Here is an 18,770-nt window from a genome sequence, read left to right on the forward strand (position 1 = left end):
TCAAATACTACCAAATTTAATTAAACTATTTATTTTGAGAAAACTATAAGCATATAAAGACCAGTATTTTATTGAATTTTTAATGAATCTGATCTTGAAAGAAAAAATAGAATAAACAAGATTCATTTATAGAGAAAAAATTGTTGAGCAAGCAAGTAGAACAATAAAATTTAAATTAACATTGCCTGAAAGCCTAAAGGGGGATGAACTAAATAACATCACAGTTGATATTATTTCGATAACAACCTTACTATTTTTCCTGATCTAGTAGCAAATTCTTTACTATATTTTACAGAAAATTGCAGAAAAACAAAAAATGATGATTAATATGTACCATGATAGCCAATCTTCAGGTTGTATTATATTACGGATAACTAAGCCTTATGGCCTTCGCGGTAGCTTTCACATCTTAGCTAATGTAATGCACAATCCCAAGCCCTAAATTTCTTGAACACCTCAGTGATGTGTTAGGGTAAACCCACTGAAACGAATGGGATCAGCTCTCCTACGAAATTCGTTTAAACTTGCATTCTACGACTTAGTCCTATTCCGAGCTCAGCATGGCTACAAAGAAACAAACATTCATTGCATGCCTATGCCTTCGCTATTTTTGTATTCTCCATTTCCGACAAAATCTTTATAAACTTTTAAGTTTTCTTAAGCTTTAATCTAATGCTCAGCAAGTTTAACCGCTTTCATGTCTGATGTTTTACATTTTTTATCTTGTAAAATACCAACGCCAAAATCCATTTTAAACGCTTGTTATTATCTATAAATACTTAATTAAACGAAAAATGGAAGTCATTTTACAATCAGCAATATTTGAATCCATAAAAAATTATTCTTGGTAATATTTTATCATTTTCAATGCTTCAACAAGCCTTGAGATATCAACCAATTGAAGACAAGCTAAGCTCAACCTTCCATTAGTAAGAATATAAATAGCGTATTTTTTTGCTAATTCAGAAATTTCTAAGGTTGTAAGGTTAAGATTGATAAACATCCCATTACTGTTCTGATTTGTCACTAATTTATCTAATCCCACTTCAAAAAGAGCCTCGAGTAATGCTTTCTTACGTAAATGTAAACTATTAGATAATTGAGTTAATTCTTCATACCATATAGTTGCTAATGTTTTACTTCCAATGACTTTTGCAACTTTCTTTGCGATATTCTGAGGAGGCATTGAGTATGTTGAACGCACAATCTGTTTAGCATATATTTCAAAACCCTCTACAATTTTGTTATCCTTAGCAAAACAAGTCAATGTGCCCAGCCTCTCACCATAAAGTCCCAAGCTTTTCGAGAATGAATTAACAACAAAAAAATAATCTAAGTGCTTATACAACGGCAACAGAACATTTTTATCTTGTTCTATACCATTAGCCAATCCCATATAGGCAAAATCCACAACAACCGACACTTTTTTGTCTTTTGCTAAAATTGCTACAATTTCCCATTGTTCTAAGCTTAAATCAACGCCTAAAGGGTTATGACAACAACCTTGAATGAGAAGAATATCCCCACTTTCCATTCGAGAAATAGATTTTAACATTAGCTCGAAATCCAGTTCCCCATTCTCATTCAGAGAATAGTGATAATAGGAAAAATCTAAGTTAGTATTTTTGGCAATTTCAATATGGTTACCCCAAGTAGGACTGCTAAACCATACTCTACGGCACTGCTCAAATCGTTTGAGAATAGAGAAAATTAACCATATTCCTCCTGATGCTCCTATTGTTTGAACAACAGATTGATAATACTGGTTGGATGTTTGAATGCTCAACAAAGAAGCAATTTCTCTACGAAATGTATTTTCGCCAAGTATAGAGAAATCAATGTTTTCTTCATCTATGATTGAAGCATTAGGACTGTTTAAGACGGTAAATCCCGTTGTTTTATTAATTTCACTTTCAAAATACCCAAGACATAAATTCATTATATTCTCTCGATTATCTTTAGCGATTAGGGATGCAATCTCTGCTATGGGATCAAGTGTGATCTTATTTTCAATATAAAACATACTAATTGTTCCTAGATTATTTCAATACGTTATTTATTTTTCACGCAAATTGATAGCACAGCCTTTGCAATCGAGTCAGCATCAATCATAAAATCAATCCAGTGTGATGGACGACTACTTCCTGATTGCATAAACCAACGTACATGCTCTGTGGGAATACCTAATACAAACAGATGGTTATGAATTGTCCCATCTGCACCAATTGGATTAAAAGGGGAGGGAGTTACATTAACGCCACCCGTTTCGAATACATTGCCTTCTTCGTCTCTATTTATGAAGGGAGTGTAAATTCCACGTTCATATAATTTAATAGTTAGCGGGTTTTTGTCCTGCTGGAGATTAGCAATAGGAACTCGAGCATCGATTAATGTTGTGACTTTTTGTTCATACTGCTCAAGCATATCTGATAATAGAATATAGCAGTGTTCACCTATTTCAAATCGTGCTTTAGGCGGTGCTATCGAAACTATCCCAACTTTAATCAGTGCCAAAAGTTGTTTTATGCGAAACAAAGGTGGACCAGCTGAAAGCAATGTGATGATAGGAACATAATCATGGAGGAACGATTGATGTGTGTCTGGAGTCAATCCCCCAAAATCAATAGCCTCACGTAAACTATCACGAGAATAACGCAATACATCTAATGCACTTTTTAAAGGTGAATTTACGTTCCCATCGATAGCTTCTGATAAATCAGACAATAATAAATCGATTAAGTTTTTTTCCCATTCCTCAACACTATTGAAAATTTGCTCATCAAAAGGTCTTGCTAGCCGTTTGAGATCAAGCGGTGTAATTTTTTTACTTAATATCTCCGAGGCAATTGATGCTAATAAAACACTATCTTCAACTTGCTGTTCTTGGATCATTGTAATAAATTGATCTGCAGCTATCCGACCGAGTTGATTAAAAATAAGTTGTCGAAAATAAATTAAGTTAACTTCAGCTTCTAATAAAGGCCAAACATCATAATTGAAATCTAAGTTATCTGCCATTTTCTGACGTAAAACCGCAATCTTCTCAATTGTGAAAATGATACCACTGAATTTATAATCAGCTGGTTTCTGATTGCGTCCTCTAGCTAAAATGGGTAAACCACTTCGCGAACCACAATATAAAATCGGTTCTTTTCCTGAAGGAAAATAAATTATTTGATTATTATCAGATTCTATATATTTACCACCACGCCCTTCTGTTAATTCAGCGATAATATCAAAAAATGAAAGACCTATACCAATAACACCCACCTTCTCTTGGGGATATATAGATGTAAAATCCATTTCATTTGCTGAATCGCTGGCATAAAATGTTACTTTATTATCAGTTTTTGCAAAGTCTTCCAGCTTTTTAAAATATCCTTGATATTTGTTAGTAGAGTGACCAGTAGTTATTACTACCGCTCTGTTAATCCAAGAACCATGTTGCTTTGATACAACAAGATAGCTTTCATTCTGCTTTTCAATATCAATAATAGTATCCTTGTATTCAATTAGTTGTACATTTTTAGGAAGGTTAGATAATATTGTTTTATATAAAAAATATAAGTACTCACCATAATACTTTCTTGGGGCAAATCCCTGATAATCATCAAAGTCGCTATATTCATTTTTCCACCATTCGGCAAAAGAAGGACCACATCCGGGTGCTGCTCCTTCAATAGGCCCATGGCCAGAAAATGCAGAAATTTCCGTAGATAGTGTGTTCATAATGTAACTTTTACTTTGCGAACTATCCCAAATTCGCCCCTGTCCAATACACCGATCATCGACTACAATGATATTCAATTGTTCTGTTAATTTAATTTTATTAAGACGAGCAACTAGTCTTTCAAGAACAGACATTCCACGCGGACCAAGCCCGATAATAGTAATAGTATTTATTGTCATTTTTTATTCCTATATTCAAATAATTTTATTTTATTTAATGATTTCATGGTTTCTTTTACATCATCAAGATTATCTATATAACGTTTCTTAACGATTGGCTCAATTTTTAATTGAAATATTTCGTTTTTGGTAGAGACCTGTTCTTTGACTAGATCTATTCCGATTTCCATGTAATGATCATTAAGTAATTGTGACCAAAGTCTTTCAATATCATCTTCTTTTAAAATTAAAGGTAATAGATCATTAATCGAAGCATTTTTATAAAATATATCGCCAAAGCTTGGGGCTATAATGATTTTAAATCCCCAATCTTTCAGCCCCCAAACAGCAAACTCACGCGAAGAACCAGTCGCAAACTCACGACCTGCAACTAAAATCGTAGCACGTTGATATTTAGGATTATTCATAATGAAGTTAGGATCTTCTCGCCAATCAGCAAACAACGAATTTTCATGCCCAAATCTAGTAGGTTTGTAGCAAAATCTGGCAGGCATAATTTGGTCTGTATCAATATTGTTTTTAAGCAGTGGCATCCCTCTGCCGCGATAAAATTGTCTATTCATTATTTAGTAACTCTAGATCATCTACTGTTGGAATGTGGCCTTTGATTGCCGAAAGTGTTGCGATTCGTGGGGAAGTAATATGTGTCCTAACTCCAATTCCTTGTCTTCCCTCAAAATTTCTATTACTGGTTGAAACAACTCGTTTACCTGATTTTAATTTATCACTATTCAAACCTACACAAAGAGAGCATCCAGAAAGGCGGCGAAAGTCGGCGCCTGCTCTTTCAAAAATTTTATCCAATCCTTCCTTCACTGCTTGTCTATAAACAGCCATTGAACCAGGTACAATCAACATATTTACATTAGAATGAACTTCGTGATATTTAAGAAGAGATGCTACAACTCTAAGATCCTCAATACGTCCATTGGTACAAGACCCAATAAATACATTAGTGATTGGTAACATGGAAACAGTTTCTCCTTCATGTAATCCCATGTATTCAATAGCCTGTCTAGCAGCTAGACACTCGCTTGGATCATCAATTTTTTCAATAAAAGGGATCTTTTCTCCTAGTGATATTACTTGAGAGGGATTTGTCCCCCATGTAATCATAGGTTGAATTTGTTCGGCATCAATTTGGACATATTTATCGAATTTTGCTTCTCGATCAGTGGCATAAGACATCCATTCTTGAATCATTTCTTGAGAAACTTTTATTTGACGCTTTGCTAAAGCTTTTTGAAGATAGCTAATAGTAGTGTCGTCAGGAGAGATAATTCCTGCACTTGCACCAGTCTCAACGGTCATATTACAAAGTGTCATGCGTTGTTCCATCGAAAGTGATGAGATTGTACTACCTGTATATTCAATAATATAACCCTGCCCACCTCCAGTTCCTATTTTTCGAATGATCGAAAGTGCTAAGTCTTTAGCATCAACATTCACTGATAATTTGCCATCAACTTGTATACACATTGTTTTAAAAGGGATTGCTCGTAACGTTTGGGTAGCTAAAACATGTTCTACTTGGCTAGTTCCAATACCATATGCTAAAGCACCAAATGCACCGTGTGTTGTTGTATGAGAATCACAGCAGACTAATGTTATTCCAGGTATCACTCTGCCTTGCTCAGGTGCAATAACATGGGTTATCCCTTGCTCGTATGAACCCAGTTTATTATGCTTGATGCCGTGTAATTCACAATTTCTTCGTAAGAGGTCAATTTGAGTCCATGTTAAAGAATCTTTATTCATATCAATAACAGACGTTGTAGGTGTATTATGATCTTCAGTTGATAATGTTCTATCGGGTCTATGGACCTTTATACCTTTTTCTTTTAATCCTTCAAACGCAGGTGGAGTATTAATTTCATGAAGAAGATGCAAATCTATATAGATAAGAACTTCTCCCGCTCCTAAAGAGTCAACAATATGTGATTGCCAAATTTTCTGAACAATTGTCTTAGGATTCATCGACTTCACCAATAGATGCTAAAGGCTCTTTATTTCTAGGAAATAAAATAAAACATAATAAAGCCGAAAATGTTAAAATAGCTACAGTTGCCCATACAGCTCTCCATCCGTAGACATATGCGACACGGGAAACTAGAATAGGGGTTAGAAACGATGAGATAAATACAGTGGTGCCTACCATACCTAATGCAGTACCTGCACGATTAACGCCTGCTCTAACAGCCGCTTCGGTGTAAGCAATACCATGCCAGGCGTGGCCAAACAAGCCGGTTAACACAAGAAATACAACTCCCATATACGTGTTACTTACCATTAAACAAAGCACCAAAGAAGTAATTCCACCAAGGATAGCGAAATACTTTAACAAAGGAATACGATTCTTTTTTCTGTCAGTGTAGTAACCGGACCAAATCCTAAGTATTCCTCCACCTATCTGAACACCAATGAGAATAATAGAAATCGATGCTAAATCTATATTTAGAACATCTCGCATATAGACTCCCCCGAATGTAAGTACTGCCATTTGAGGTACAGTTAGAAAACCAGCAGACATAACAATTTTCCATACTTCAAAACTTTTTAATGGTGAAGATACTGAGAGAGTTGATTTGTCTGTATATTTTAATTCGGTATGCTTAGAATTGATAAAGAATACAACAACAAGGCCGACAATAAAACCTATAGTGGCTAATACAATAAAAGTCACTTCAAAACCATATGTATAGGCTAACCAAGGAAACAAACCTGTTCCAATTGCGCCTCCAACAGGGATTGCAGTTTGGCGTATACTCATAGCAAAGCCACGCTCACTATCATCAAACCACGACATTATCGTTCTACCTGATGATGAGTTAATGCTACCACCAAAGATTCCTGCTATTGCTAAAGTTCCTGCCAAGTGTAAATATTTAACACCATCATACGAAGCCTCCGGAGTAAGTGATACAGCTATTACAACAAATACTCCTGCTGATGACCATAAACCTAGAGTTAGAACTGTCTTGTCCCCTAACTTATCTGTGAGGATTCCCCAAATTATCTCTGAAGCCGCAACACCCAGCCCCATAGCACCTAAAACAAAACCAAGTTCATATAATGAAAAATTATAAGCATCTCGCATTAAAATTCCTGTTATAGGAATACCAGCAAATCCCATTGCAAATGTTGCTTGTGCGAGCACACCAACGCCAAGCACAAACCAACGATAATTATCTTTTTTATTCATTTTTTCCTCAATTAAATATAGTCAATTGCAATTAAAAATAGTTGGTTATATTTAGGGCTTATATCCCCTAAATATATAGTTCAATCAATTTTTTTTACGGGTTCTAACCAAATAATCAAGCTGATACATCCAATATCTGATGCCCATGACTCATGCACAGAACCAGGTCTAAGTAATATCAGATCATTTTTTTTCACTGTACCCATTGATGTATGCATTTCACCCTCCAATATATACATTAACTCAAACCCTGTATGTAAATGCAGAGGGCTATATCCACCTTTGTTATAACGAATAATTGCTCCTGAGGCTCCATTTGATTCTTCACCTTTAAACAACCAATGGACTTCTGCATTTGCACGCCCATTAGTAACAATAGGTTCGAACTTAATGTCTTCTTTGCGTAGTCTTTCACGGAGCGTTCCAATTAGGAGCCTTGGTAAAATTTCAGGTAACTGATCAATTTTGAATGGTAAGGTCATAATTTATCCTTACCTCAATTATCGATAAAGCAAGTTGGATCGTTCACTGTTGCCCAGTTTGAATATTCATGAACTTTAGACGTATCAGAAAAACTATAAGTTTTTAGTAACCAACGTTTACGTCCTTGTTCTGGATCGTTGACATCTATCCACTCTCGATTATGGATGCCTGTTTGATTACCAAAAATTAACATTTCTCCTTTTTTAATCATATGACGTAATTTTTCAGATTGACTCATTGCATCTTTTAGTTCCAGCAGAGCTTTAATTGCTCTAATATCATTAGGATCTTGAGGGCGTGTGAATGTGTCTTGATAACGAATTTCATCTTTTTCAAGTAAAATTGCATGTATAGTGGAACTATGCCAATTTTTGTTACTTTCTCGAGAACGGTCATCGACATCCGTTTGAAATATTTTTTGAGATAATATTGAGATGGTTTTTTCGCTCAAATGTTTTTTTAACTCTTTAGCATCGATGTAGTTAGTATAAATAAGCTCAGATTCGTTAACACGTAAACCTAACAAAGATACATAATCAGCTCTTACCATATGATAAGAACGATCGCAGTGATAAATTAAGTCACCATCGGTAAAACCTGTTTTTTTACCTTTGAATTTATTGAAAGAAACTAGATCGGTAAAATAATCACCATTATTACGGCTTTGATATGAAAATAAAGGGGCGCTTAGAAGTTGGGATATGAGTTCCATGAAACCTTCACTAATGAATGTATTTTTGGCTAGATATTTATGTTCTGTTGGATTATCTAAATTAAGCTCAGGTAATTCATGCTCTATTGGGCAATTACCCAAGATATGAACATGATTACCTTTCTCTGTACGATCAGTTATGATTGCATTGCAGGCATATATCAAGCTTTCTGGCACAACACCTTTAGCAATAATTGTGGAAATATATTTCTTAAATGCAGGATAATCACTATAGGGATTATTTGTATTTAATGTTAAAAGTTGATCAAGCTGTTCTTTTTCACTCTGTGCAAATGTAAAATTTAATTTCATGCATATTTCCCTATTTAAAAGTTAATTCATTAATGGTAACAATATTTGCAATTTTGCTAATAATGTGGACGGCACATTCATGGCTATGTTTATCCGATGAAGCAATACAATCTTCAAGGACTTGCACATTATAATTTCTGTCATGCGCAGAAAGCGCTGTTGAAAGGACTACAAACTCTGATGAAACACCTGTTAAAATAACTTCCTCAATATTATTCAGGCGAAGCAACATATCTAAATTGGTATTTAAAAATGGATCAATTTGATGCTTGGTAATAACTGACTCTCCTTCTTTTGGCAAAAGTTCATCACAAATTTGTGTTGCCCAACTGCCCAAGATTGCTTGTTCTTGCCCTTTAACATGTTTAAATAGTTTAGAGTTAGGTAACCACTCAGCATAATTTTTACTAAAACCAAAAACTACGTAAATGATCATCATGTTATATTTTCTTGCTAAATCTAATACTCTTGTAATATTTTTAATGATATTGCGTTCTTTTGATTGCTCATAAAACCCATCATGTCCAACACTACCTTCTGGATGAACAAGTTCATTAATAACATCCAGAACCAATACAGCTTTTTTAGTCATCATTTAGTCCCTGCTGTATTGAGAAACAAAGTTCTCAACTTTTATTTCTAATTCAGAAAGCGTTAAACAAGTATTTTCGAATCGATTATTAATACAGTTCTCATAAAGATCATCAAGTAACTTAGGCTTAGCTGCAATACCCTTTTTATCGAGTAAATGTTTTATTATCGACTTACCTGAATGGCGTGAAACAAATAATTCACGTTGGCGATTAAAAATATTTGGTTTAACAAACTCATAGGTGTTTGGATCAGCGAGAATACCATGTTGGTGTATTCCCGCAGCAGTACCAAATACATAAGGTCCAAAAATGGGTTGATTTCGAGCTGTATCCATAAAAATAGTGCTACAAAGCAATTGGTATACATTATATAGTTTACTTAATATGATATCGGTATAAACATGATAAATATCGCGTTTAAAAAATAACGTTGAGGCAACGGTTTCTAAAGATGCGTTTCCAGCTCGTTCTCCGATACCGCCTAGCGTTACCTGCACTTCATCAGCACCAGCTTCAATACCAGCAAGAGTATTCGCTAATGCAAGACCCAAGTCATTATGACAATGAGTTGAAACACTGATATTTTCCCCCACTTCTGATTTAATAAACCGGATAAGATTTCCAAATTCGAAGGGGGAAGAGAATCCAGTGGTATCAGCTAAAATAATCTGATTAGCACCAGCATCTACTGCGGCATGAGCCATTTCTTTCATAAAATCATAATTAGCACGACTAGCATCTTCAATACCAACAGAAATACGACAATCACTATTTTGATAAACAAAACGAACGGTATTCATCATTTCATCAATAGATTGTGCGCGAGTAATATTACGTTTATTCCTTAAGTGAATATCACTACCTGTAGCCACGATCTGAATAGTATGGTTTTTACTTCTACCAGCTGCATCAAACGCAAGTTGTACATCTTTTTCCAACGTTCGAGAAAATGTTGCAATCCCTGATAAAGTTAATTCCTGACTAATCAACTTTGTAGCTTCAAAATCAAATTTAGATGAAGCAGGAAACCCCGTTTCAATATGATTAACTCCCAAGGCCTCTAACTCTAAAGCTAAATTAAGTTTTTGTTTTGGATTCATCGCATTTTGTGGCGCTTGTTCCCCATCTCTTAACGTTGTATCCAGTATAGATATTTTTCTCATTTTACCCTCTTTTTTTAAAATAACATACATACTGGTATGTATTAAATCACACAAACAATAACTTGTACACAAATAAAACAAAATAATATATTTTAATATTTACAATAATTTAACTAATTGTTGCTTTTAAAATGTCGTGGTATATTATTACATAATATACATACTAATATGTATTTATTAAAAGTAATATAAACATAAACGGAGATAATTATGATAAATGTAGCTATTAATGGTTTTGGTCGTATTGGGCGTAGTTTTATGCGTGCGTTGTATGAGAGTTCGCATAATATCAAAATTGTTGCGATCAATGATTTAGGTTCGATTGAACAACTAGCACATCTTTTAAAATATGATACGGCTTTTGGACGTTTTGCTAAAAGTATCGAAGTAAAAAAAGGTTGCTTGGTGATTGATGGTCATGAGATTGTGGTATATCAAGAGCGCAATCCTGAAAATCTCCCATGGGCGAAACACAAGATCGATATAGTACTAGAATCAACAGGTGTCTTTAATGATGGAAAAAAAGCTCAAGCCCATATCAAAGCTGGGGCTAAAAAAGTTCTCATCTCTGCGCCTGCATCAAATGTTGATTTGACTATTGTTCAAGGTGTTAACAACCACATGTATAATAAAGATGAACATCACATTATTTCAAATGCCTCATGTACTACAAACTGTTTAGCTCCGTTAGTTAAAGTATTACATGAGCAGTTTGGTATTAAATCGGGATTTATGACAACTATTCATGCTTATACACAAGATCAAAATCTACAGGATGCTCCACACCGTGATATGAGGCGAGCGCGTAGTGCTGCTCAAAATATTGTTCCTACATCAACAGGTGCTGCGCAATCAATTGGTATTGTCATCCCTGAGTTGAATGGAAAATTAGATGGTAGTTCTGTACGGGTTCCGGTAATTACAGTATCAATGATAGATCTAACTCTAAATCTAGAGAAAGAAGTGACAGAACAACTAGTAAATGATACCATTAAACAAGCAACCAGCTCTAAAAAAATAGATGGTATTCTCGTTTATACAGAAGATGAAATTGTATCATCAGATGTTATTAAAAATTCAGCTTCATCTATTTTTGACTCTAAACTCACTAAGGTTATTGATGGAAAACTACTCAAAGTTGTTAGTTGGTATGACAATGAATGGGGGTTTTCAAACCGTTTAGTGGATACTATTTTACAGATTAAATAAATAATTAATTAAAATCATACTATCGACTGATGGTATGATTTTTATGGTGAAAATGAATAATAAACAAAATTCCAAAGATAAACTAATTAAAGCTATGGCTGATCTTCTATTAGAAAAAGGTCTAGCTGCTACTAGCCCAAGAGATATTTTAACTCGTGCTGAAGTCGGTCAAGGTAGCCTTTACCATTATTTTAATGGTAAAGAGGATCTGTCCCTATATGCAATAAAATATAACGTAGATCAACTAATAAGTTTTAATGCTTCAGTGCTAAATACAGATAAAAATGCATATAATAAACTTTCAGATCTGCTATTAAGAGCTCGTAACATAGATAGAGGATGTGTAGTTGGTCAAATGGCTCGAGATAGAGCTATTATGGAAAACAAAAAGTTAGCGTCAGAGGTTAATCGTGGATTTGAGTCTATGAAAAAAACGCTAGAAAGTCTTATAAAAATTGGGATTGCTGAGGGTAGCATTTCTAATATTCTTGCACCATTAGAAGCAGCAACGCTCTTAATGTCTGCTTTGCAAGGTGCGTATATTTCTGCAAAAGGATTGCAAGATGATTCCTATTTCCATCTAACTATTAATACATTATTGAAGATATTTACGCCATAACATAAGTTTTACAATCCTATTTTTTTACTTGTTTTTATCAACTCCATTTATTACTAGTCGTGGACAATATGATTGTTTCCACTAAAAAATTGAACTGATGTCGTCTCTGGGGTTTAGATAAAAATCGCAGGAGAAAATTTAATGCTAAAAATTCAGATAAAAATTTAATGAAATAAATATAAAGATATAAAGATATAAAGTTAGCACTTTTATTTAATCCAGCACTTACATCATTTTTTCAATTAAAATCAGATCTTTTTATTTTTTTATGTACTTTTATTCTGATTTTTTAAAATAATTAATTATTGCGTCAGTGGTGGAATTTTTTCTTAAGTTTTTTCGCCAAATTAGAAAAATATCGATTTTTAATTTTAAATCTTGACTCCTAATTAATTTTTTATATGCAACTCCCTCAACTTTTGCTTGTGTCATTGACTGAGGCAATAGCATCATTCCTTTACCTAACGATACTTCAAGTAACATAGATAAATTATCTTGTAGTTCTGCACGCCGTACAATTGGAAGTTTGAGCGTTTTAAATACTCGTTCACACTGTTCATAAAAAACAGGATTTAAGTATTGTTTAAACCAAAAGAGTGGTAAATCGGTCACATCATCAAGATCTACTCTTTCTTGCTTACTACAGGGGTGACTAGTAGGTAAAACTAAAATCATCGGTTCTTTATAGACTAATAACGAATTTTCGTTGATATCTCTCATTTGATAATCAGAAACAAAAGCAAAATCAATATTTTCTTTTTGTAGCTCTAACAACAGCTCTTTGGATGTGTAGTTGTGTTTATAAATTTCGGTTTCTTCGCTAAAATCCGACAAAAATAATCTAAAGTAAGGAATAAAGTCAAAACAAAGTGTTTTAGTTGTCCCTAGCACTACTTTTTTCACTTCTCTCGATTTGATCGATTTGGTTATGGAACAAAGATCATTTAATAATCGTGTTGCTTTTGATTTAAGATCTTCTCCTTCTTTAGTTAAAACCACATTATGGGAATTTCTCAAAAAAAGGGTGACCTTTAACTTTTCTTCTAAATCCCTGATTTGAATTGAAAGCGGTGGTTGGCTTACGCCTAACTTTTCAGCCGCTCCTCTAAAACTACGTTCTTCACAAACTGCTACGAAATACTGCAACTGCTTTATAGTAGGTAATCTTTTACTATAAATATCCACTATGCCTTAAACCTCTATACATTTAAATCCACATAATTTTCAATATGTTCTTTGAAAATTCTTACTCTATTAGGCATGTAATTTCTATCCTTAAATATTAAATAAATAGGTCTAGTGCTGCCAATCCAATCTGGTAATATTTGTATCAACTCCCCCTTTAATATACTATTTTTGACAAATTGAGATGGGACAAAGCAAATTCCCATTCCTTCTTTTGCAGCCTCAATGATCAGTTCCGTATCATCCATGACTAAACATGGGATTGACCTCACTTCATAATACTCATTTTGGGTTTTATTGGTCAGTGACCAAGTTAAATTATGATTAATATTGATTAAATTTTTATCCAATAAATCAATTGGATGAGCACAACCACCAATTCGTTCTAAATATTCTTTAGAGGTACACAATATATTTTTGGATAATAAGATTCTTTTAGCTACCCAACTGCTATCGGTTAGATCTCCTACTCGGATAGCAATATCAATATTCAAATCAGCCAAATCGACAACTTTATTAGTTGCCATCAAATCTATTTTTATATCCGGGTATTTTTTCATAAAAGAAAAAATACACTTACCAAACCATTGATGTGTCAGGCTTATTGGTGCTGTTATTTTAATTGTGCCCGATAATTTTTTATAATAATCATTTAAATTTTCAGCTGTTTCGACAAACTCCTCTACTAAATTGGTAAATTTAGCAATATACATTTGTCCCAATGTCGTCAGCGTTATTTTTCTACTGCTTCTGAACATCAAAAGACCACCAATAGCTTCTTCTAACTGAGTTAAGCGCCTACTGATTGTCGGAGATGGTATTGAAAGCTTAGTTGACGCTTTAACGATACTACCTTCTTTAATTACATTAACAAATATGAGTAAGTCATCGATTGATAATTTCATTTTTGGAATTTAATGTTGTTATTTTGATCATAGTACTATAAATGAATTCTAAATAGAATGAAAAATAGTTTATTTATAATTTTTTATTTTAAGAGGAAAAATATTCATGAATATATTTGTTACTGGTACAGAAAGTGGAATTGGTCATCAAGTGGTAAGCATTGCTTTATCACAAGGGCACAAAGTTTTTGCTACTTATCTGTCAGAGAAAAAAATAAACGAGCTTAATTCAGATAGTTTATTTACTTACAAACTTGATTTGACAGATCCACTACTAATTAAGAATGCAATTTTAGAAGCTGGAATACATTTGGGAACCATAGATGTTTTAATAAATGTCGCTGGAGTATCATATTTTAACGATCCTTTCACAACAACAGATACAGAGTGGGTAAATACACTTAACGTCAATGTAAGTGGATATTTTTTCTTAACCCGTGGAATACTTCCTTTTTTGAAAAAAAGTCAAAATCCTCACATAATTAATATTTCATCAATATGGGGATTAAAAGGAAGTAAAGATATGTATTCTTATTCAGTGTCTAAACATGCAGTACAAGGTCTTAGTGAAGGATTAAAAGAATATTGCAAGCCTATAGGTATTAAAGTTTCCAATCTTGTTTTGGATAAAGTTGACACTGATTTTAGAGAACATATGGAAAAATATATAAGTTTTAACGATGAACAAAAATCTCGCATGCTTAAACCAAGTAATGTTGCTGAAATAATCATGTTTTTAATTAATACGCCGAAAGAGTTATTAGTGTCATCAATAACGTTAGATGCTTTTTTATGGAAATAAGGAAGATTAAAATGAAAAACAATAAATTAGCTTTTTTACTTGTCACTTTATCTGCCTTTTTTTGGGGTTCTAATTTTAATGCGGGCTCGATTGTTGTGGCATCTGTCACCCCTCTTACAGCTGCATCTGAACGTTTTATTATCGCCGCTATTGCCATTTTTATTTTTATGCTTATTAAAGATAAAAATAATATCATTGCATTTAAATCAAATTGGAAACCGTATACTCTTCTTGGTTTATGTGGTATCACCGGATTCAATTTGGCTTTCTTTATAGGATTACAAACAACATCTCCGATTAATGGTGCACTTATCATGGCAACGTCACCTATCACAACAACGTTAATTGCGTCAATTGTTGATAAATATCGAGTGTTATGGTCACAAGTAATTGGCATGTTAATAAGTTTGGTTGGTGTGATTTTTGTTATCAGTAATGGCGATATTAATAATATTATCAAGTTGCATTTTAACCGTGGTGATTTAATCATTTTATTGGGTAATTTAGCCTGGGCAATCTATACTGTCGGATGTCGTAAATTTATCAGCAACTCAACACCACTACAAACCACAAGTTTTACCATGTTAATAGGTACAGTAGGCATTGTTCTATTTACAATATTTCAGGGTAATTTAGTGAATGCAATCATTAATATTTCATTGTGTCATCACTTAATACTTATTTACATGGGAATAATTGGTTCAGTACTGGCTTATTTATTTTGGAACGTCGGTATAAAAAATCTTGGTGCGGCAAAAACGTCTGTATTTTTCAATTTAGTCCCCGTTTTTACTCTATTATTGGCTTTTATAAATGGCTTGATACCAACTGCTTTACAGTTAATCGGTGCTTTCATGGTGATTGGTGGCGTTATAGGTGCAACAGGTGCGTATAAAACTGTTATGAAAAAGGATTAATCAAAACGATGTAATAAATATATTCACAAACTGATTTAATAGTGCGGCAACTGACCACATTATTGAACAAATATCTTTATTAGCGAGTTTTGTCATGGCAATTCAGAGTATCACAATACAATAATATGGCGATAACAGATTAATCATAATAAAACTCAATACCCATCTTTTTAGATCAGACAAATGGAATTTAGTTATTCAAATCCTTGCGTCAATATCAAAACACGCTCTCTTGAATGATTTGTGTATAGCACTCTGCCTTTCATTCTAAATTTCTAACCATCATCACGAAATCATATTAAGAAAAACATTTAATTGTCAATTAAATCATCAAGTTAAGGTTTAATAATTCCAATCAAATTCAATCGACTTAACACAGAAAATATTCTCTTTGATATCAATTTCATATCACAAAATAAGTATTTTTGTATTTTGTTATTTCCGTTTAGTCTTTCAACAGTTGTACAACTAATGATCACTTTTGTATATCAGAAAGAGGAAATAAAAAATGCCATCACAATATTTATTAATAAACCGATATCCTGTAAAAAAAGAAAAAGGACAGGAAATTGAAACATTCGCTTTAACCAAATCTAAAGATCTTATCAACAAACATAGTTTTTATATTTCGGATGATAAAGAAGAATTGATTGAATTTATCGCGTTAGGCTCGTTAAATGAATTAGCAGATTACGAAAAAAGTTTTGCACAGGATTTTACCGAATATGCTAACTATCTGTGCGGCGATATTAAGCGTGAATTACTTTTTTATGTTGAAAGTCCTATCCGTTCCGTTACTGTCATTCCTCAAACAAATTTTGTTCAACTTCGTCATGTCGAAGTATTACCTACAGCCTATAACGCTTATTTAAAATGGCGCAACGAAACTATTTTCAATGTTGTTAAAAGTAACGCTGACAAAATCACTTCTTTTGATGCTTATCATTCACTCATTAGCCAAATTCCTGGCGTAATGTTTATCTCATGCTTTAACGGAGCTATTGAAGATTACATAAAACCATTTACAGATGAGCATTACAAAACGATTGTTGCACAAGCAGGAGACAGCTACATCACCGGTGGTAAAGAAGGACTTTATACAAAAATCTATAGAAAATTAGGTGGTTAATAGATTTCCACTATTAATTATAAGGAGAATCATTTTGAATAAATTAGTTGTTGTTGGCGATAAATTCAATGAATTTGCAAAACTTGATGGAACGATTACGTTAAGCCAACTTGCCATAATGGCACAAATGCCTGCAAAAGTTTTTAACATTAAAAATCATTTATTTCCTGGATTGGGGTGTAAAAATGATGAAATAAGTAAATTTAACATTAGCAACAATAGCCCTGAACATTTGGATTTGAGTTCATTATTTTCATTTTATGGTAATAATTTTGCACCGAATATTTATACTCATCAACACAACACTTATAACGTGCTAATCGGTCAAGCAAAAAAATTGGATCAATCTAATTTTGAATTACCTTTTATTCTTGATGAAAGAAATATGCTTATGGGTGATCATCAAACTGGTAGTCATGTACAGGGAATGATTATTACTGAAGCTTTCAGACAAACTTTTATTGCAATAACAGAAGAATTTTTTCTCGCAAAAGAAAATAAAAAAGACACCTATTTTGTCATCAATGAAATGAATGTCAATTTTGAAAACTTTTTATTTCCTTTACCAGCCATCATTCATTTTGAACTTCTCGACATAGACCAAAATAATTATCGGTCAAAGTTGAAAGCCAAAATAACAATCAAACAGGCAAATAAAATTTGTGCCACGATGTTGACCAGTTACGTGGTATATCCGGCGAAAGAACTTTTAGAAAAAGAATCAAAGTTAGCTAAAGATGCAGTGGCTTTATATTTGACTGAATATAAAAGTTTTATGGCATAAAAAAGGAAAGCGTTATGTCAAAATTCCAATTAATTCCAACAACACAAGGCCCTTTATATCCACCTTCTGAAGTGGTTGATAAGCACGGTAACTTTGTCGTTGTAGGAAATTTAATCAAGGAGAATAATGCCATCTCATGGGGGATGGCGTTAGTTTCCCCAAAAAGCCAATTACCCAAATTTGGTGAAACATGTGCTTATACAATTACTGAAGAATTAGATATAAAAAATGAAAAAAGACTCGCAGAAATAGAGCTTTTTACATTACCGCTTCCGCTACCTTTAAATAATTATCCAATGGTCTTTGCACCGGAACAATGCCCTAATGCTTCACAAATCCAACGCCCTAGTCTTCCATTAAGTAATGGTTATATCTATGACTATCGGGAAAATGACGGACTTCGAAAACTCAATAAAATTGTACTGAGTGATTGGTTAAAAGCGCAAGGAACACTTGATGTAACCATTGATGGTTCCGTTGCTCGATTTGATTTTTGTTTTAAAAACTTAATACCAAATAGCCTTTACACCGTAATGAGCTTAAGAGAAAAAGATCTTAATCCGCAAGAATTAACCCGCCCTGGGCCTTTAGGAATTCCTAATGTTTTTGTGACTGATAATAACGGTTTTGCTAACTATTATGCCATTTTGAACAATCCTTTTCCAAAACATGAAAAAGACAGTAATCGAATTATCAACGTCATTGTGCTGTTCATGAGTTCACAACAGTCTTATGGCGGTGCAATTGGATATTTTGGACTAGGAGGCGATGTCCATGCCCAACTCAAATTGAGTCAAATAGATTTATTTGACCATTTAATTACAACCCCAATTAAGGAGAAATAAC

At 33.4% G+C, this 18,770-nt stretch carries 18 protein-coding genes; 7 read left to right on the top strand and 11 right to left on the bottom strand.

All coding sequences use genetic code 11. The features are described from left to right. Window positions 1-838 precede the first annotated feature (838 nt). From ACGH6P_RS05365 to ACGH6P_RS05405, 9 genes are all read right to left on the bottom strand, one after another. Window positions 839-2,023, bottom strand: coding sequence for an aminotransferase class I/II-fold pyridoxal phosphate-dependent enzyme (locus ACGH6P_RS05365; RefSeq protein WP_267359164.1), 1,185 nt, complete (start codon window positions 2,021-2,023; stop codon window positions 839-841). Between the two features lie 29 nt (window positions 2,024-2,052). Continuing rightward, complete coding sequence (locus ACGH6P_RS05370) at window positions 2,053-3,909, bottom strand: FAD/NAD(P)-binding protein (RefSeq protein ID WP_267359162.1); 1,857 nt, start codon at window positions 3,907-3,909, stop codon at window positions 2,053-2,055. Next, window positions 3,906-4,472, bottom strand: a complete 567-nt coding sequence (gene leuD / locus ACGH6P_RS05375) for a 3-isopropylmalate dehydratase small subunit (protein WP_267359160.1) — start codon at window positions 4,470-4,472, stop codon at window positions 3,906-3,908. The genes ACGH6P_RS05370 and leuD overlap by 4 nt, the downstream gene beginning before the upstream one ends. Further along, entirely contained in the window at window positions 4,465-5,886 is a 1,422-nt protein-coding gene (gene leuC / locus ACGH6P_RS05380; RefSeq protein ID WP_411596911.1) for a 3-isopropylmalate dehydratase large subunit, read from the bottom strand. Before leuC ends, leuD begins: the two co-directional genes overlap by 8 nt. Next, window positions 5,876-7,111 (bottom strand): MFS transporter, encoded by a 1,236-nt coding sequence (locus ACGH6P_RS05385; RefSeq protein WP_267359156.1) that lies wholly within the window; start codon window positions 7,109-7,111, stop codon window positions 5,876-5,878. Before ACGH6P_RS05385 ends, leuC begins: the two co-directional genes overlap by 11 nt. An 80-nt stretch (window positions 7,112-7,191) precedes the next feature. Continuing rightward, window positions 7,192-7,593: a cupin domain-containing protein gene (locus ACGH6P_RS05390; protein ID WP_267378004.1), complete on the bottom strand. Its 402-nt coding sequence runs from the start codon at window positions 7,591-7,593 to the stop codon at window positions 7,192-7,194. 14 nt (window positions 7,594-7,607) lie between these two features. Continuing rightward, window positions 7,608-8,618 (bottom strand): TauD/TfdA family dioxygenase, encoded by a 1,011-nt coding sequence (locus ACGH6P_RS05395; RefSeq protein ID WP_267359152.1) that lies wholly within the window; start codon window positions 8,616-8,618, stop codon window positions 7,608-7,610. Between the two features lie 10 nt (window positions 8,619-8,628). Further along, on the bottom strand, window positions 8,629-9,210 hold the full coding sequence (locus tag ACGH6P_RS05400) for a cysteine hydrolase family protein (protein WP_411596912.1): 582 nt from the start codon (window positions 9,208-9,210) through the stop codon (window positions 8,629-8,631). Window positions 9,211-9,213: 3 nt separating this feature from the next. Next, window positions 9,214-10,374 carry a LeuA family protein gene (locus tag ACGH6P_RS05405; protein ID WP_411596913.1) on the bottom strand — a complete coding sequence of 387 codons (1,161 nt, stop codon included), beginning with the start codon at window positions 10,372-10,374 and terminating at the stop codon, window positions 9,214-9,216. A 207-nt stretch (window positions 10,375-10,581) separates the two neighbouring features. Here ACGH6P_RS05405 and gap point away from each other — a divergent pair, with 207 nt between their 5' ends. Further along, on the top strand, window positions 10,582-11,583 hold the full coding sequence (gap, locus tag ACGH6P_RS05410; RefSeq protein ID WP_411596970.1) for a type I glyceraldehyde-3-phosphate dehydrogenase: 1,002 nt from the start codon (window positions 10,582-10,584) through the stop codon (window positions 11,581-11,583). A gap of 52 nt (window positions 11,584-11,635) precedes the next feature. Then, on the top strand, window positions 11,636-12,202 hold the full coding sequence (locus ACGH6P_RS05415) for a TetR/AcrR family transcriptional regulator (protein WP_267351595.1): 567 nt from the start codon (window positions 11,636-11,638) through the stop codon (window positions 12,200-12,202). A 276-nt stretch (window positions 12,203-12,478) separates the two neighbouring features. Here the strand turns inward: ACGH6P_RS05415 and ACGH6P_RS05420 are convergent, their stop codons facing one another. Together ACGH6P_RS05420 and ACGH6P_RS05425 are read right to left on the bottom strand one after the other, a co-directional pair. Further along, window positions 12,479-13,387: a LysR family transcriptional regulator gene (locus ACGH6P_RS05420; RefSeq protein ID WP_267351597.1), complete on the bottom strand. Its 909-nt coding sequence runs from the start codon at window positions 13,385-13,387 to the stop codon at window positions 12,479-12,481. 14 nt (window positions 13,388-13,401) lie between these two features. Next, the gene (locus ACGH6P_RS05425; protein ID WP_267351599.1) at window positions 13,402-14,292 is read right to left on the bottom strand and encodes a LysR family transcriptional regulator; all 891 of its coding nucleotides are present in this window, start codon (window positions 14,290-14,292) and stop codon (window positions 13,402-13,404) included. Between the two features lie 106 nt (window positions 14,293-14,398). Between ACGH6P_RS05425 and ACGH6P_RS05430 the strand changes: the two genes are divergently transcribed. The 5 genes from ACGH6P_RS05430 (at window position 14,399) to ACGH6P_RS05450 (ending at window position 18,769) form a co-directional block, all read left to right on the top strand. Then, window positions 14,399-15,094 carry an SDR family oxidoreductase gene (locus tag ACGH6P_RS05430; RefSeq protein WP_267351601.1) on the top strand — a complete coding sequence of 232 codons (696 nt, stop codon included), beginning with the start codon at window positions 14,399-14,401 and terminating at the stop codon, window positions 15,092-15,094. 11 nt (window positions 15,095-15,105) lie between these two features. Beyond that, the gene (locus tag ACGH6P_RS05435; RefSeq protein WP_267377996.1) at window positions 15,106-16,011 is read left to right on the top strand and encodes a DMT family transporter; all 906 of its coding nucleotides are present in this window, start codon (window positions 15,106-15,108) and stop codon (window positions 16,009-16,011) included. A 508-nt stretch (window positions 16,012-16,519) separates the two neighbouring features. Next, window positions 16,520-17,140, top strand: a complete 621-nt coding sequence (locus ACGH6P_RS05440) for a hypothetical protein (protein WP_267351605.1) — start codon at window positions 16,520-16,522, stop codon at window positions 17,138-17,140. 34 nt (window positions 17,141-17,174) lie between these two features. After that, window positions 17,175-17,924, top strand: coding sequence for an AfsA-related hotdog domain-containing protein (locus tag ACGH6P_RS05445; RefSeq protein ID WP_267351607.1), 750 nt, complete (start codon window positions 17,175-17,177; stop codon window positions 17,922-17,924). 14 nt (window positions 17,925-17,938) lie between these two features. Further along, on the top strand, window positions 17,939-18,769 hold the full coding sequence (locus ACGH6P_RS05450) for a hypothetical protein (protein ID WP_267377992.1): 831 nt from the start codon (window positions 17,939-17,941) through the stop codon (window positions 18,767-18,769). Window position 18,770: the final 1 nt, after the last annotated feature.

The sequence above is a fragment of the Gilliamella sp. CG25 genome, from assembly GCF_046635705.1.
GTDB lineage: Bacteria > Pseudomonadota > Gammaproteobacteria > Enterobacterales > Orbaceae > Gilliamella > Gilliamella apicola_I.

Bases quoted from the DNA above. Each gene is read 5' to 3' on its own strand.
- ACGH6P_RS05365 (WP_267359164.1), bottom strand. From the start codon at position 2,023: ATGTTTTATATTGAAAATAAGATCACACTTGATCCCATAGCAGAGATT.
- ACGH6P_RS05370 (WP_267359162.1), bottom strand. From the start codon at position 3,909: ATGACAATAAATACTATTACTATTATCGGGCTTGGTCCGCGTGGAATG.
- leuD (WP_267359160.1), bottom strand. From the start codon at position 4,472: ATGAATAGACAATTTTATCGCGGCAGAGGGATGCCACTGCTTAAAAAC.
- leuC (WP_411596911.1), bottom strand. From the start codon at position 5,886: ATGAATCCTAAGACAATTGTTCAGAAAATTTGGCAATCACATATTGTT.
- ACGH6P_RS05385 (WP_267359156.1), bottom strand. From the start codon at position 7,111: ATGAATAAAAAAGATAATTATCGTTGGTTTGTGCTTGGCGTTGGTGTG.
- ACGH6P_RS05390 (WP_267378004.1), bottom strand. From the start codon at position 7,593: ATGACCTTACCATTCAAAATTGATCAGTTACCTGAAATTTTACCAAGG.
- ACGH6P_RS05395 (WP_267359152.1), bottom strand. From the start codon at position 8,618: ATGAAATTAAATTTTACATTTGCACAGAGTGAAAAAGAACAGCTTGAT.
- ACGH6P_RS05400 (WP_411596912.1), bottom strand. From the start codon at position 9,210: ATGACTAAAAAAGCTGTATTGGTTCTGGATGTTATTAATGAACTTGTT.
- ACGH6P_RS05405 (WP_411596913.1), bottom strand. From the start codon at position 10,374: ATGAGAAAAATATCTATACTGGATACAACGTTAAGAGATGGGGAACAA.
- ACGH6P_RS05415 (WP_267351595.1), top strand. From the start codon at position 11,636: ATGAATAATAAACAAAATTCCAAAGATAAACTAATTAAAGCTATGGCT.
- ACGH6P_RS05425 (WP_267351599.1), bottom strand. From the start codon at position 14,292: ATGAAATTATCAATCGATGACTTACTCATATTTGTTAATGTAATTAAA.
- ACGH6P_RS05430 (WP_267351601.1), top strand. From the start codon at position 14,399: ATGAATATATTTGTTACTGGTACAGAAAGTGGAATTGGTCATCAAGTG.
- ACGH6P_RS05435 (WP_267377996.1), top strand. From the start codon at position 15,106: ATGAAAAACAATAAATTAGCTTTTTTACTTGTCACTTTATCTGCCTTT.
- ACGH6P_RS05440 (WP_267351605.1), top strand. From the start codon at position 16,520: ATGCCATCACAATATTTATTAATAAACCGATATCCTGTAAAAAAAGAA.
- ACGH6P_RS05450 (WP_267377992.1), top strand. From the start codon at position 17,939: ATGTCAAAATTCCAATTAATTCCAACAACACAAGGCCCTTTATATCCA.